Annotated in this window: 12 protein-coding genes; all 12 read right to left on the reverse strand. The window is 38.0% G+C overall.

Annotation, left to right across the window (positions count from 1 at the left end; genetic code table 11):
- Positions 1-410: 410 nt before the first annotated feature.
- The 12 genes from yihA to ilvC all read right to left on the reverse strand — a co-directional run bounded on the left by yihA (position 411) and on the right by ilvC (position 16,015).
- Complete coding sequence (gene yihA, locus U9M49_RS09390) at positions 411-992, reverse strand: ribosome biogenesis GTP-binding protein YihA/YsxC (RefSeq protein ID WP_322909646.1); 582 nt, start codon at positions 990-992, stop codon at positions 411-413.
- Complete coding sequence (gene lon, locus U9M49_RS09395) at positions 989-3,316, reverse strand: endopeptidase La (RefSeq protein ID WP_095372370.1); 2,328 nt, start codon at positions 3,314-3,316, stop codon at positions 989-991. The genes yihA and lon overlap by 4 nt, the downstream gene beginning before the upstream one ends.
- Positions 3,317-3,562: 246 nt before the next feature.
- The gene (lonB, locus tag U9M49_RS09400; RefSeq protein ID WP_095372369.1) at positions 3,563-5,245 is read right to left on the reverse strand and encodes an ATP-dependent protease LonB; all 1,683 of its coding nucleotides are present in this window, start codon (positions 5,243-5,245) and stop codon (positions 3,563-3,565) included.
- Between the two features lie 297 nt (positions 5,246-5,542).
- Entirely contained in the window at positions 5,543-5,782 is a 240-nt protein-coding gene (locus U9M49_RS09405; RefSeq protein WP_322909647.1) for a hypothetical protein, read from the reverse strand.
- 131 nt (positions 5,783-5,913) lie between these two features.
- A complete protein-coding gene (gene clpX / locus U9M49_RS09410) occupies positions 5,914-7,179 on the reverse strand; it encodes an ATP-dependent protease ATP-binding subunit ClpX (protein ID WP_095372368.1) in 1,266 nt (421 codons plus the stop codon).
- Between the two features lie 448 nt (positions 7,180-7,627).
- Positions 7,628-8,914, reverse strand: a complete 1,287-nt coding sequence (gene tig, locus U9M49_RS09415) for a trigger factor (protein WP_095372367.1) — start codon at positions 8,912-8,914, stop codon at positions 7,628-7,630.
- A gap of 158 nt (positions 8,915-9,072) precedes the next feature.
- Positions 9,073-10,089, reverse strand: coding sequence for a tetratricopeptide repeat protein (locus U9M49_RS09420; RefSeq protein ID WP_307312702.1), 1,017 nt, complete (start codon positions 10,087-10,089; stop codon positions 9,073-9,075).
- A 158-nt stretch (positions 10,090-10,247) separates the two neighbouring features.
- Positions 10,248-10,832, reverse strand: coding sequence for a 3-isopropylmalate dehydratase small subunit (gene leuD, locus U9M49_RS09425; protein WP_307312701.1), 585 nt, complete (start codon positions 10,830-10,832; stop codon positions 10,248-10,250).
- A 12-nt stretch (positions 10,833-10,844) separates the two neighbouring features.
- Positions 10,845-12,260 (reverse strand): 3-isopropylmalate dehydratase large subunit, encoded by a 1,416-nt coding sequence (gene leuC / locus U9M49_RS09430; RefSeq protein ID WP_095372364.1) that lies wholly within the window; start codon positions 12,258-12,260, stop codon positions 10,845-10,847.
- 64 nt (positions 12,261-12,324) lie between these two features.
- Positions 12,325-13,437, reverse strand: a complete 1,113-nt coding sequence (gene leuB, locus U9M49_RS09435) for a 3-isopropylmalate dehydrogenase (RefSeq protein ID WP_307312699.1) — start codon at positions 13,435-13,437, stop codon at positions 12,325-12,327.
- A gap of 27 nt (positions 13,438-13,464) precedes the next feature.
- On the reverse strand, positions 13,465-15,006 hold the full coding sequence (locus U9M49_RS09440; RefSeq protein ID WP_322909648.1) for a 2-isopropylmalate synthase: 1,542 nt from the start codon (positions 15,004-15,006) through the stop codon (positions 13,465-13,467).
- Positions 14,993-16,015: a ketol-acid reductoisomerase gene (gene ilvC, locus U9M49_RS09445; RefSeq protein ID WP_095372361.1), complete on the reverse strand. Its 1,023-nt coding sequence runs from the start codon at positions 16,013-16,015 to the stop codon at positions 14,993-14,995. The genes U9M49_RS09440 and ilvC overlap by 14 nt, the downstream gene beginning before the upstream one ends.
- Positions 16,016-16,021: the final 6 nt, after the last annotated feature.

A 16,021-nucleotide genomic window follows, 5' to 3' on the forward strand; every position in this document is an offset into this window, starting at 1 on the left:
CCTTACCACTCTTACAAATTATTCTCAAAATTCATATTTTATGATATTTTGAGATATAAAACTGTAAGAAAGTCTCACACATCCCTCTTATACTCTATCCTCCTTATTAAACATGTATCCTCCTATATCATCTCTATTACTAAGTATAGCGGGAAAAGGGCTCACTTGATTCACAAGTGAAATTATGTAAACCAAAATTCACGTACATAGTCTAATTTCCCTAAATTCAGAAAAATAAACGTAAACTTCTCAAAAAATGATTAACTTTTAACTTATTTTGATAACCATTAATACTACCAAGATGAAAGATATAGCGAATTAAATCTTTAACAAAAAAAAGCGAACAAATCCGGCTTTGTCCGGTTTGTTCGCCTTTTTAAATGTTTGTTTGATTTTAACCTTGAACCCGATTACATCAATCCTTTAATAACAGCCCATGCTTCCTCTTTCCCTTTTCCTGTTTCTGAAGAGAATAAGATAAGGGAGTCACTAGGGTCAACATCAAGGGTTTCTCTCGTCACTTTAATATGTTTCTGCCATTTTGATTTTGGCACTTTATCGGCTTTTGTGGCAATAATGATACAAGGAATCTCATAATGTTTAAGGAATTCATACATCATAACATCATCTTTAGTAGGCTGATGTCTTAAATCCACAATCAGAACAACCGCTCGTAATTGATCTCGAGAAGTGAGGTAGGTCTCAATCATTTTCCCCCATGCTTCCCTTTCTTTTTTTGACACTTTTGCATAGCCATATCCTGGTACATCAACAAAATGTAAGATTTCATTAATAAGATAAAAGTTTAATGTTTGCGTTTTACCAGGCTTAGAAGATATTCTTGCTAATCCTTTACGATTCAACATTTTATTAATAAAAGAAGATTTCCCTACATTCGATCGACCTGCTAATGCGAATTCTGGTAATTCTACATCTGGATATTGCTCAGGCTTTACGGCACTGATGACAATATCTGAACTTACAACCTTCATTGTTCCACCCCGTCTACTAACGCTGCTTTAAGCACTTCATCTACATGGGATACAAGCACAAATGAAAGTTCCTCACGAATCGATTCTGGAATATCATCTATATCCTTTTCATTATCTTTCGGTAAGATAATTTTCGTTAATCCCGCTCGATGAGCACTTAGTGATTTCTCCTTTAATCCCCCGATAGGTAAGACACGACCACGCAACGTTACTTCACCTGTCATTCCTACTTCTCTTCTAATTGGTACACCGGTTAATGCTGAAACAAGTGCAGTAGTCATTGTGATTCCTGCAGATGGACCATCTTTAGGGACAGCCCCTTCTGGAACATGAATATGAATATCGAATTTCTCATGAAAATTCTCATCAATCCCTAATTCCTTCGCATTTGAACGCACATAACTAAAAGCTGCTTGAGCGGATTCTTTCATCACATCACCAAGTTTACCAGTTAAGACTAACTTGCCTTTACCTTTTGATAAAGAGACTTCGATTTGAAGTGTATCTCCGCCTACAGTTGTATAAGCAAGTCCTGTAGCGATACCGACTTGATCCTCTAATTCCGCTTGGCCGTATCTAAAACGTTTCTTACCTAAGAAATCTTCAAGGGATTTCGCCGTAACTACAACTCTTTTTTTCGTCTCTGATACAATAATCTTTGCCGTTTTTCTACAAATACCAGCCAGTTGACGTTCTAAACTCCTAACACCAGCTTCTCTTGTATAATAGCGGACAACACCTTGAACAGCATCATCTCTCACTTGCAATTGAGATTTCGAAAGACCATGCTCTTTAATTTGTTTTGGCAGAAGATGGTCCTTGGCAATATGAAGCTTCTCATGTTCTGTATAACCAGCAATTGAAATAACTTCCATGCGATCTAATAATGGTCCTGGAATTGTACTTAAATTGTTAGCCGTAGCAATGAACATAACCTTCGATAAATCATACGTCTCTTCAATATAGTGATCACTGAAGTTATGATTTTGCTCAGGATCTAATACTTCAAGCATTGCTGATGAAGGGTCTCCACGAAAATCATTAGACATTTTATCAATCTCATCTAATAAAAATACTGGATTGACTGTTCCTGCTTTTTTCATTCCCTGGATCACTCTACCAGGCATTGCACCAACATATGTTCTTCGATGGCCGCGAATTTCTGATTCATCACGGACACCGCCTAAAGATACCCGGACAAAATTACGGTTGAGTGAGGAGGCGATTGATTTCGCGAGACTTGTTTTCCCTACACCCGGAGGTCCAACGAGACAGAGGATAGGGCCTTTTAAAGAGTTCGTTAACTGTTGAACCGCCAAATACTCAAGCACTCTCTCTTTTACTTTCTCTAAACCATAATGATCTCGATCAAGGATTTTCTCTGCTTTGTTGATGTTTAAATCATCGACCGTTTCTTTAGACCAAGGTATAGCTAATAACCAATCGATATAATTACGAATAACAGAGCTCTCTGCCGAACTAGAAGGAACCTTTTCGTAACGATTTAACTCTTTTAATGCAGTATTTTCTACATTACTAGGCATATTTGCTTCTGTGATTTTCGCTTTTAAATCTGCAATTTCTCCTGTTTTACCTTCTTTATCGCCTAATTCGGTTTGAATGGCTTTCATCTGTTCACGCAAATAATATTCTTTCTGCGTTCTTTCCATCGATTTCTTTACCCGATTACCGATTTTCTTTTCTAAATTAAGCACTTCTTTTTCGTTATGAATAATGCTGATCACACGATTCAAACGATCTTTTATATTAATCGTCTCCAAGATTTCCTGTTTCTCTTTAAGTTTTAAAGGAAGATGAGAAGCAATAATATCAGCTAAACGACCGGGTTCTTCAATATCTGTAACAGATGTAAATGTTTCTGTTGATATTTTTTTAGATACTTTTATGTATTGTTCAAAATGACTTAAAAGAGTACGCATTAATGCTTGGTCTTCTACATCGCGAGATTCAGGCTCTTCGAATGCTTCCACTTTTACTGAAAAATAGTCTTCATCATCTAAAACCTCTGCTATTTTTGCACGTTTAAGTCCTTCTACTAGTACACGAATCGTACCATTTGGCAATTTGAGCATTTGTTTTACCCGAGTAAGAGTACCTAAATGATATAATTCATTGCTGTCAGGCTCATCTATAGAAATGTCCTTTTGTGTTGTTAAAAAGATTAAATGGTCATCTACCATTGCTTTTTCAAGTGCTTGTACTGATTTATCACGACCTACATCTAAGTGCAGGACCATTGTAGGATAAACGAGCAAACCTCGAAGCGGCAGGAGGGGGACGATGATCTCTTTCTTATTCGTCATATACTTGCACCTCCAAAATGCATATGTATCAAGATTTCAATTCATTTTCTTTGTACAATTTTATCTTATTTACTTCACAGTGTCGACTTTTTTAATCTAGTTCCTTTGCTAAAAGAGTTAAAAAGTACAACCGTTTTGTTTGTTTTCTTCATTTCTCGCTTGACAATTACTTATTTCATTCCCTATTTATAGGACTTTAAAACGAAAGGAATAAAAACTCCGGCAGCTGTTGCCGAAGTTATTACCTTACATACTTTCCTTTTTAGCAAGATCAATCGTTGACGCATCTAGTGGTGAAATTAACGGCTTTTCATGTTGATATTCTTTGTGGAGGGCGCACTCGAACACCTCATTCAACGTTTTAACGGTAACAATATGAATTCCTTCCACTTCATTTAATATCGATTGCATATTCTCTTCAGGGATAATAACGGTTTTTGCTCCAGCTTTTTTAGCAGCTTTTACTTTTGGATATACGCCGCCAATAGGCTTAACGGCACCATGAATACTAATTTCTCCTGTCATTGCCACTGTATTGTCTATCGGATGTTTATAAATAGCTGAATATATACCTGTAGCCATTGCAATCCCAGCAGATGGGCCATCAATCGGTACACCACCAGGGAAGTTCACATGAATATCATAATCATCTGCAGGTACGCCCATTGAGCGAAGAACTGTAATCACATTCTCAATTGAGCCACGTGCCATACTCTTTCTTCGAATCGATTTTCCTTGTCCGCCAATACTTTCTTCTTCTACAATTCCTGTAATATTAATTGATCCTTTTTCTTTAGCAGGAATCACAGTAACTTCAATCTCTAATAAAGCACCAGAATTAGGTCCATGAACAGCCAAGCCATTAACTAAACCAACCTTTGCTGTTTCTCCGATTTTTCTTTCCATTCTCGGCACTAACTGACTTGATTGAATCACCCACTCGACATCTTCGTCCTTAATATAATCGCGCTCTTCTTGTATTGCTAGACTCGCTGTCGTTTGTACTAAGTTGACTGATTCACGACCGTTTCTTGCATAAGATGCTAATGTTTGTAAAGCTTGTTCACTTATTTTTAAGTTCACTTTATCAGCTGCTTTTTTAGCAACTTCTGCGATTTCTTCTTCTGTTAATTCCCGGAAAAACACTTCCATACAACGGGAACGAATAGCTGGAGGCAATTCGTTAGGTGTTCTTGTAGTGGCACCCACTAACCGAAAATCTGCCGGTAAACCATTTTTAAAGATATCATGTATATGAGAAGGAATTTGCATATTTTCCTCATTATAATAAGCGCTTTCGAGGTATACTTTGCGATCTTCCAACACTTTTAACAACTTATTCATCTGAATAGAATGTAACTCTCCAATTTCATCTATAAACAAGACCCCACCATGGGCATTTGTGACTGCTCCTTGTTTTGGTTGTGGGATTCCTGCCTGCCCCATCGCTCCTGCCCCTTGATAAATGGGATCATGTACAGATCCAATAAGAGGATCTGCAATTCCTCTCTCATCAAAACGAGCGGTTGTCGCATCTAGTTCAATAAAGACGGAGGATGGTTTAAATGGTGATTTTTGATTTTTCTTTGCTTCTTCTAATACTAATCTGGCTGCAGCTGTTTTACCTACTCCAGGAGGCCCATAAATGATGACATGCTGGGGATTTGGTCCACAAAGTGCCGCTTTAAGTGATTTTATGCCATCTTCTTGACCTACAATATCATCAAAGGTCGCTGGCCTAACTTTCTCTGACAGAGGTTCTGACAGTTTAATTGACCTCATCTTCTTTAATTGATCCATTTCTTTACGAGACTCTCTATCAATAGAGACTTTTTGAGTACGTTGGTTTTTAAGTAAGTTCCAAAAATAAAGCCCAATAACAATCCCAAAAAATAGCTGTACAAACAATGCAATTCCCGTCCAACTCATCCTATTCCCTCCTGAACATTTTCTTGCTGTTAATGGATAGTATCTCCTGCGCAAAGTTGGAATAAACAAGAATTTTAAATTCAATAAGAGGAAGCTTATGGTTGTTTTAGCATTTATTATAGGCGAATTATTTAGTAAAAAAGGAAATCAATGAAAATAAGTTTCACTTTTTGTTAAGCTGTGATTGAGCTACACAAAAAAGTGGTTGTTTTCATCTTCTACTTTACCTAGAGTTATAAACCTCAATCGTACGATAATTAACAAGTTTTACTATTTTTGATGATTTCCTATTTTACGTTAAAAGAACACACAGCTTACCTTGACTGAAAGGTATTTTTGGGGTCCTCTTTTTCGAGTGAGTTGTTTTTGCTCTGCTAGCTTTGTGGTTTTCACGTTGGATGTACGAGGAAATCGGCTTTGTTCTGCTATCTTTGGTATTTTCTTTTTGGATGTACGAGCTAATTGACTTTGTTCTGCTATCTTTGACATTTCTACACGAGCTAATCGACTTACCCCTGCTATTTTTGCGATTTCCACTCTACAACTACGAGCAACTACCGTTTACTCCATAATGGGGCGAAATCACTTATCTTTTTTCTCTATCCCTTCAACCTTTTTGCTGGAGGTAATAGAAAAGGAACTAAACCGTAGTTTAGTTCCTTTCAAACTTATGCAGACGTTTTTCTTTCTTCTTTCACAATTGTACCGTCTTCAAGTAATAACTTTGGTGAACCATTCTCAAGGACTGTATCTTTTGTAATGATACATTTTTTAATGTCTTCACGAGAAGGTAAATCAAACATGACATCAAGCATAATTCCTTCAATAATTGAACGTAATCCACGGGCACCTGTTTTTCTTTCAATTGCTTTCTTAGCAATTTCAATTAGTGCTTCATCCTCGAATTCTAACTCAACATCATCTAATTCAAGCATTTTTTGGAATTGTTTTACTAAAGCATTTTTCGGCTTTGTTAAAATTTCAATTAATGCTTCTTCATCTAATGGTGTTAAGCTTGCAATAACCGGTAGACGACCAATAAATTCAGGAATTAAACCGAAACGCAATAAGTCCTCTGGTAAAACCTTAGATAGTAACTCATGTTGTTCAAGTTCTTTCTGCTTATTATCCGAACCGAAACCGATCACTTTTTGACCTAAACGGCGTTTAATGATTTGTTCGATACCGTCGAAGGCACCACCACAAATAAATAAAATGTTCGTCGTATCAATTTGAATAAATTCTTGATGCGGATGTTTTCTTCCACCTTGTGGAGGTACGCTGGCAACAGTGCCTTCAAGAATTTTCAATAATGCTTGTTGCACACCTTCACCAGATACATCTCTTGTAATCGACGGATTTTCTGACTTACGGGCCACTTTATCAATCTCATCGATATAAATAATTCCTTTTTCAGCTTTTTCCACGTCATAGTCAGCAGATTGGATAAGCTTTAGGAGAATGTTCTCAACATCTTCACCAACATAACCTGCTTCTGTTAACGAAGTCGCATCTGCAATTGCGAATGGTACATTTAGAATTCTTGCTAATGTTTGGGCTAGTAATGTTTTACCACTTCCTGTTGGCCCAATCATTGCAATATTACTTTTTGCCAGTTCTACATCATCTACTTTACTGTTCGAATTAATTCGTTTGTAATGATTGTAAACTGCCACAGCTAGGTTTTTCTTTGCTTGGTCTTGACCAATTACATATTCATCGAGAATGTCGCGAATCTCGGACGGCTTTGGCACATCCTTAAATTCAACTTCTTCCTCTGTTCCAAGTTCTTCTTCCACAATCTCGGTGCATAATTCAATACATTCGTCACAAATGTAAACACCAGGACCAGCTACTAGCTTACGAACTTGATCTTGTGTTTTCCCACAGAAGGAACACTTTAATTGACCTTTTTCATCATTAAATTTAAACAAATCCTTCACCCCTTGATCAAACTTCTAAGCGATATATCTTCTGCGAACTTTTGTTTATCATTAGCTAAATATTTGAGCCAATTCACTCGCCAGTTCTTATTAAAAACGCTTGATAAAAACTAACCTTTAAGTTATGTATTGCATTGTAACACACTTCAGCAAAAGACAGGAAATAATAACACTTACCTCTAAGTTATGTACGTAATACGTTATTCATGATTCGCAGAAGGAAATCACTCAATAAAACTTGTACTTCCATAAGCATGTCCATTTTTATGCCCATCCATAAGTGGAATTTTTTTCAGGCAGTTATGTATGTGATAAGGTATCCTGCTTTTGCCGTACTGCTATTATGTAATATCTTAAATTGTAGAAAACAAGGCACGATGTGATCGCGCCTTGTTATGTGTAAGTTCCGGGTTGCTACCGTTACTTTGTTATATTCATTTTAAACAGTTTTACTATTTTCTACAAGTAAATCGATTGCTTTTTTCGCTTTAATATCAGATTGTAAACCATCAAGGCTACCACCCAGCGCCATTTGAATATTTTCAGCTGTCATATTATACATTTCAGCCATTTTATTTACTTCTTCGTTTATTTCATCTTCAGAAACTTCGATGTTTTCTGCAGCAGCAATTGCTTCAAGAGTTAAGTTAATGCGCACGCGCTTCTCTGCGTCAACTTTCATTTGCTCACGTAATGCAGACTCATCTTGTCCAGAGAATTGATAATAAAGCTCAAGGTTCATACCTTGCATTTGTAAACGTTGTTCGAATTCTTGCATCATGCGATCTAATTCAGTATCAACCATTGCAGCTGGAATATCAATTGTTGTGTTTTCTGCTGCTTTTTCTACTACAGAATCACGCACATGGTGCTCTGCTTCATGGTTTTTACTATCAACTAGTTGTTTCTTCGTTTTTTCTTTTAGTGCATCTAATGTTTCAACTTCTTCATCTACATCTTTAGCGAATTCATCATCTAATGCAGGAAGTTCTTTTGTTTTGATTTCATGTACAGTCGTTTTGAATACTGCTTTTTTACCCGCAAGCTCAGCAGCATGGTATTCTTCTGGGAACGTAACATTTACTTCTTTAGATTCACCAGCAGAAACACCAATTAATTCTTCTTCAAAACCTGGAATGAATTGTCCAGAACCAAGTTCTAATGAGAAGTTGTCACCTTTTCCACCTTCGAATGCTTCTCCATCAACGAAACCTTCAAAGTCGATAACAACTGTATCACCTTGTTCTGCTGTACCTTCTTCTTTAACAACAAGCTCAGCTTGTTTTTCTTGTAGGCCTTTTAATTCGTTTTCTACATCTTCATCCGTTACTTCTGTATCGAATTTTTCTACTTCAAGGCCTTTATATTCGCCAAGTTCTACTTCAGGTTTTACAGTTACTTTCGCAGTGAAAATAAGCGCTTTACCTTTTTCGATTTGTTCTACATCGATTTCAGGACGATCAACTGGCTCAATGCCTGTTTCATCAATTGCATTTGCATACGCTTCTGGTAAAAGAAAATCTACTGCATCTTGGTATAAAGACTCAACACCAAAGCGTTTTTCAAATAGGCTGCGAGGCATTTTACCTTTTCTGAAGCCAGGAACATTTACTTGTTTAACTACTTTTTTAAATGCAGCGTCTAAACCTTCGTTTAACTTCTCTGCATCTACTTCAATTGTAAGAACCCCTTGGTTCCCTTCTAACTTTTCAAATTTAGCAGACATACTATTATTTCCCTCCAAAATCTATGATCATTTCATTCACAGCAAATAGAATGAATATGTCTAATCGATTATTCATTTATATAAGGTGAATCAGCTTTCTATCCACATAATACAACCATTATATTATAACATAACGTCTCTAGCTTTCAACAATGAGACTATATTTTAGGATAAGAAAATTCTTCTATTGCTTCAATATAAGTAATAGCTGCATGATAATCCTCTTCTTCGACACAATATTTCTCAAGCATCTCATCCACAGCAAGGTCCATCCCTAGGTAATCAATCGCAAGAGTATGATAAGCTGCAGACCATGTTTCAATAGAAAAAGGTTCTAATTCTATCGGATACATGAGAAATAAATGACGGTTCACAAGAGATGCAGCATGTTCAAGTAAAATGGGGTCATCTTGCTCCATTTTTTCTTCTAACACTTTGAGCATTTCAATCCTTTGTTGGAAATGCTCAAAGTCAGGCAAGTGTGCAGGAACAAAACTTTTTATATTACCCATTTTTTCAACAATAACTTCCTTATTATATAGATGCTGTTTTAACACATCGAGAAGTAATGTCTTAAAAAAGGGATGTCCCTCCTCAGATCGTAAATAGGAAAGGATTTCTTTTACATTGTGCACAATATTCTTTTCTGCCAATTCTTTAGCGAGCATCATCTGCTCTTGTTGATCTTTTATTTCAAAAAGCTGTAGGTGATTTTCCGAGCCGTCCTCTACCTCACTGGATTTTATGTCTGCTTCAGCCATTCTACGGCTGAATTCTAATAACCGACTAAAATGTTCAAATTTTTCATGAGGTACTTTGTTCTCTTCAAATAAGTATTCAATAGTGGTCACAATTTCATCGTAGCGATGTAATTGTACTAAAATCATCAAATACATATCTACCACTTGAAGGTAGTCACCTATCCCATTATGGAGCATGTATTCCGCTTGTTTTTGCGCATGTTGTAATTGACCTGATTCAAAAAAGGCAAGCACAAGACCCGTTTGAATATCTTCATCCTTATCATTTAGCTCTGAAGCTTCTGTTAAGAAATCTACTGCCTCTTGAAACTCCCTACGGTGTAAAGCCTCTAACCCTTTCTCTAATAAACGTCTATCTAAAAAGGGAAAGGGAATCACTTTATTTTTTTTGTCATCACGATTATGTTTTGTCATTTTGCCTACGTCCCTTTAATTCCTTATTTAGAGGTAAGTGTAGCATGAAAAGAGAAAAATGCAAAAGGATTGTGCGATTGAGAGGTTCAGCGGAAAAACTTCATAAAAAATGAGCCCTATATACAATGCATACGGGCTCACAAGTAATGATTTATTTACTATCTTAATGCTTGTTCATATGCAGTGATGTGATCATCTAATTGCAAGGTAATTTCAATTTCATCCCACCCATTCATTAGCATCGTTTTCCAATAAGCATCAATTTCAAATGATACTTGGAACCCTGCTTCATCACCAATCGTTTGCTTCTCTAGATTCACTTCTAATTGATAAGGCTGTTGTTTGCCTTTTTCAAGTAATTGCACAATTTGCTCCTTTGGTAACGCAATCGGTAACACACCATTTTTCAGGCAATTTTGATGAAAAATATCTGCGAAGGATGGTGCTAATATCACTTTGAACCCATAATCTAGGAGGGCCCATGGTGCATGCTCCCTAGATGACCCGCAACCGAAATTCTCATTTGCAATTAAAATCGATGCATGTTGATTTTCATCTTGATTCAATTCAAATGTTGGGTTTAAACTACCATCTGCCATATAACGCCAGTCATAGAACAAAAATTGACCAAAGCCCGTTTTTTCAATTCGTTTTAGAAATTGCTTAGGAATAATCTGATCTGTATCTACATTGGCACGGTCAAAAGCAATCGCTTTATCCTTTAAAGTTTTAAATCCAGTCATCTACTCCGCTCCCTATCTTACTGGTTGTCTTTCAACCATTTTTCTAACATCGACAAAATGACCATGAATAGCTGCTGCTGCAGCCATAATTGGACTGACTAAATGAGTTCTCGCTCCAGATCCTTGCCGACCCTCAAAATTCCGATTAGATGTGGAAGCACAATGTTCACCGCTAGGGACAATATCATTATTCATACTCAAACACATACTGCAACCCGAATCTCTCCATTCAAACCCAGCTTCTCTAAAAATTTCATCCAGACCTTCTTCTTCTGCAAGCGACTTGACCGTTTGTGAACCTGGCACAACTAGTGCACGCACATCAGGATGAACTTTATTGCCTTTGATTACAGAAGCAGCCTCACGTAGATCTTCTAGTCGTGAATTGGTACAAGAACCGATAAATACATGTTGAATCTGAATATCTTCTATTTTCTGTCCTTCCTTTAGTCCCATGTATTTAAGCGCACTCTCAAGTGATTTCTTTTCCACGGCTGTTTCATAATCACTTGATGTAGGAATTGAATCAGTAACTTTAGATGTCATCGCTGGGTTTGTCCCCCAGCTAACCATTGGGGCAATATTAGCTGCATCAATAGTAATCACACGATCATAAGTTGCATCTTCATCCGACACTAATGATCTCCATTTTGTCACTAGCTCTTCAAAGGCATCCCCTGTTGGGACATACTTACGTCCTCTTAAGTAAGAAAATGTTGTTTCATCAGGGTTCACTAATCCCGCCCTCGCGCCACCTTCTATCGACATATTACAAATCGTCATCCGCTCTTCCATTGACATATGAGCAATAACTTCTCCCGTATATTCAATGACATGTCCTGTTCCAAAATCAAACCCATACTGAGAAAGGACATAAAGGATAACATCTTTTGCTGATACACCTTGTTGCCTTTTTCCATTGATTTCGATTTTTAACGTTTTCGGTTTTTGGCGCCAGATGGTTTGTGTGGCTAACACATGCTCCACCTCACTTGTACCGATACCGAATGCAATCGAGCCGAATGCACCGTGTGTGGATGTATGACTATCGCCACATACAATTGTCATCCCTGGTTGCGTTAGGCCTAATTCCGGACCAATGACATGAACAATTCCTTGGTCTGGATGATCAATTCCTGCTAGTGGTACTTGGAACTCTTCACAGTTTTTTTCTAGTGTTGTCATCTGGTTTAATGCAATCTTATCATTGATGACTTTACGATTATCTGTTGGGATATTATGATCCATCGTAGCGAAGGTTTTATCTGGTCTTCTAACCGTTCTTCCTTTCATTCTTAGGCCAGAAAACGCTTGAGGCGATGTCACTTCATGCACTAAATGCAGATCTATATACAATAAGTCCGGTTTTCCCTCTTCTTGATGAACAATATGTTGTTTCCATATTTTCTCTATAATTGATTGCCCCATTAATATTCACACCTTTCTAAAAGAAACACGGACCCACAATAGGGCCGTGTCCCTTCTTCATTATTTAAGCGTACGCACCCATAATATGCATAATGGCTTCATTATCAAGTAGCATCGCTTTTACTTCCGCAATCATTTCTGTTGTCGATGTCACTTGTTGGCCGAACTCCGCAATATCACTCGTTCTAAAGCCTGCATCTAACACTTGCTTTACAGCACGTTCTACTTCATTCGCTTCTGTTTCTAACCCGAACGATTCACGAAGCATCATTGCAGCAGATAAAATCATTGCTAACGGATTGGCCACGTTTTTCCCAGCGATATCAGGTGCCGAACCATGAATCGGTTCAAATAAATATGGACCATTCTCAGATAAACTAGCAGATGGTAGCATACCTAATGAACCGGTTAAAACGGAAGCCTCATCACTTAAAATATCACCAAACATATTCTCGGTTACGACAACATCAAACTGTTTAGGATTTGTCACCATCTGCATCGCCGCATTGTCAACTAACATATGCTCAAGATACACATGGGGATAATCTTTTGCCACTTCCTCTGCTGTTTCCCTCCACATCCTACTTGATTCAAGCACGTTTGCTTTATCAATAGATGTGACTTTTTTTCTTCTCTTATCTGCTAAAATAAACGCTTTTTCGATTACTCGCTTCATTTCTGCTTTTTTATAAAATAATGTATCGACTACCGCAGACTCCCCGTTAGCATCCATGCGTTCACTCGGTTGACCAAAATATAATCCGCCAGTTAATTCGCGTACCATCAATAAGTCTACACCTTGGATCACTTCATCTTTTAGAGGAGAAGATTTCGCCAAACTTTCAAAATAAGTTGTTGGACGAAGATTGGCATATAGATTAAGCTCTTTACGGATTTGTAATAACCCTCTCTCCGGACGGATATCAGGATTTACTTGATCCCATTTAGGACCACCCACTGCTCCTAAAAGAATCGCATCGCTTTCTTTGCAAAGTTGAATGGTTTCTTCCGGAAGTGGTTTGCCTTTTTCATCAATCGCATGGCCGCCAATCATACCATAAGCAAATTCAAATTGGTGATTATAGCGCTCTCCGACTGCTTGGAGAATTTCAACTGCTCCCTTTGCAACTTCTTTCCCGATCCCGTCTCCTGGTAGTACAGCGATACGTTTTTTCATCTTTTATCCCTCCGATTAAAGTGTAAGTTAACTATTCTGCATAGCTGGTTCCGTTTTTTCCTTCATATATATGACTCGGTTAACTGCATTTAAATAGGCTTTTGCTGATGCTTCTAGCACATCTTGAGCGAGCCCTCTACCACTCGTTTCTACCCCTTGGTAAGCTAACTTAACGAACACTTGCGCAAGTGCATCTCTACCGGCACCAACTGATTGAATGCGATAATCGAGTAAACTAATCTCACCATTCACACTTGCTTCTAATGTGTTATATAGTGCCTCAATACTACCTGCACCCGTACCTGCTTCTTGTATCACTTGATTATCGCTACCGGATAATGTAACCGTTGCTGTCGGCACTTGATTCGTACCGTACTGAATTTGGATTTGAATTAATTCATAGAATCGTTGTTCCTTCGACAATTTTTCTTCTAGCACAAGGGCGACTAAGTCTTCATCTGTCATCTCTTTTTTGCGATCGGCTAAATCTTTGAATACGGTAAATAGTGGTTTGATATCTTCATCTGCCACATCTAAACCTAATTCGTCTAAACGATTTTTAAATGCATGTCGTCCTGAATGTTTACCAAGAACAAGAGAGTTAGATTGCACACCGACTAATTGCGGTGAAATAATTTCATAAGTGGTTACTTCTTTTAATACGCCATCTTGATGTATACCAGATTCATGAGCATAAGCGATTTCTCCAATAAATGCTTTATTTGATGGGACCGGCATTCCGGAAAGTTTGCTTACAAGGCTACTTGTTCGGCTAATCTCCCCTAGGTTTAACGTTGTTTGGGCATTATAGAAATCTTTTCTGATGTGAAGGGCGACAGCTATTTCCTCAAGCGCTGCATTGCCCGCTCGCTCACCAATTCCGTTAATCGTTCCCTCTATTTGTGTCGCACCATTTTCGATCGCAGCTAAAGAATTCGCTGTCGCCATCCCTAGATCATCATGGCAATGAGCAGATAATGCTACTTTATCGATAGATGGGACATTATTTTTTAAATATTTAAAAATCTCTCCGTATTCCTTCGGTGTTGCATATCCGACTGTGTCCGGGATGTTGATCACCCTCGCTCCTGCTTGGATGACTTTCTCCACGATTTCTGCCAAGAAGGGCAATTCCGTCCTTGAAGCATCCTCTGCTGACCATTGCACAATGGAGAAGCGTTCCGCCGCATACTTAACGGTGTTAACTGCCGTTTCCACTACTTGCTCTTTTGTCATTTTAAGTTTGTAATCACGATGGATAGGGCTAGTTGCTAAGAAGGTATGGAGCCTTGGTTCGGCTCCTCCCTTCAATGAGTCCCATGCTGCATCTATATCCGATAAAACCGCTCTCGCTAAACCTGTTACAGAAGCGTTCTTTACTGTTTCTGCAATAGATTTTACCGATCCAAAGTCTCCTTTAGACGCGGCTGGAAAACCTGCTTCGATGATGTTTACATTCAGTCTTTCTAGCTGTCTAGCAATCTCTAATTTCTCAGAGAAGTTCAAGTTGACTCCTGCTGATTGTTCTCCATCTCTAAGCGTTGTATCGAATATATTAATTTGTTGCACTGCTCACCACTTCTTTCTTTTTATTGTTTTGGACGAATGGCATCATTTTGCGAAGCTCTCTACCAACTCTTTCAATTTCATGTTCACTTTCTTTTGCATTAATAGCTGTAAACACCGGACGATTCACCTGGTTTTCCATAATCCAGCCTTTAGCAAATTTGCCTTCTTGAATATCTTTTAATACTTCTTTCATTTCTGCTTTTACCCGTTCATCTACAACCCGTGGGCCACTGACGAAATCTCCCCATTGTGCTGTATCAGAAATAGAATATCTCATTCCTTCTAATCCACCTTCATACATAAGGTCAACAATTAATTTGAGTTCATGGAGACATTCAAAGTAAGCGAGTTCCGGCTGATAACCTGCTTCCGTTAACGTTTCAAATCCTGCTTTAACAAGAGAAGTCAGTCCGCCACATAATACTGCCTGTTCTCCAAATAAATCTGTTTCTGTCTCTTCTTTAAATGTCGTTTCTAAGCCCCCGGCTCTTAGTGCCCCAATTGCTCTTGCATAAGCTAGTGCTAATTCTCTTGCTTCACCTGATACATCTTGGTGAACGGCGAATAACGCTGGTACACCTGCTCCCTCTTCATATGTTCTTCTTACTAAATGACCTGGTCCTTTTGGTGCGACTAATAAAACATCACTTTCTTTCGGTGGAACGATTTGATTAAAATGGATATTAAATCCGTGAGCAAACATTAATGCTTGATTGGTTAAATTTGGTTCGATTTCTTCTTTATATACTTTCGTTTGCAATTCATCTGGTAATAAAATCATTACGATATCTGCTTTAGCAGTCGCTTCTCCTACTGAGTAAACTTGAAAGCCATCTTCAACTGCTGTCTGCCATGATTTTCCCTGCCTTAAGCCGATTACTACCTCTACACCGCTATCTCTCATATTTTGCGCATGCGCATGACCTTGTGATCCGTATCCAATTACTGCTACTGTTTTCCCGTTTAAGTAGTTCTCATTTGCATCTCCGTTATAGTACATTTTAGCCATTATTCA

This window comes from Cytobacillus sp. OWB-43 (assembly GCF_034651445.1).
Lineage (GTDB): Bacteria > Bacillota > Bacilli > Bacillales > Cytobacillaceae > Cytobacillus > Cytobacillus kochii.

Coding starts and splice junctions, on each gene's coding strand:
- tig (WP_095372367.1), bottom strand. CDS start 8,914: ATGTCTGCTAAATTTGAAAAGTTAGAAGGGAACCAAGGGGTTCTTACA.
- U9M49_RS09420 (WP_307312702.1), bottom strand. CDS start 10,089: ATGACAAAACATAATCGTGATGACAAAAAAAATAAAGTGATTCCCTTT.
- lonB (WP_095372369.1), bottom strand. CDS start 5,245: ATGAGTTGGACGGGAATTGCATTGTTTGTACAGCTATTTTTTGGGATT.
- yihA (WP_322909646.1), bottom strand. CDS start 992: ATGAAGGTTGTAAGTTCAGATATTGTCATCAGTGCCGTAAAGCCTGAG.
- leuC (WP_095372364.1), bottom strand. CDS start 12,260: ATGGGGCAATCAATTATAGAGAAAATATGGAAACAACATATTGTTCAT.
- lon (WP_095372370.1), bottom strand. CDS start 3,316: ATGACGAATAAGAAAGAGATCATCGTCCCCCTCCTGCCGCTTCGAGGT.
- ilvC (WP_095372361.1), bottom strand. CDS start 16,015: ATGGCTAAAATGTACTATAACGGAGATGCAAATGAGAACTACTTAAAC.
- leuD (WP_307312701.1), bottom strand. CDS start 10,832: ATGACTGGATTTAAAACTTTAAAGGATAAAGCGATTGCTTTTGACCGT.
- leuB (WP_307312699.1), bottom strand. CDS start 13,437: ATGAAAAAACGTATCGCTGTACTACCAGGAGACGGGATCGGGAAAGAA.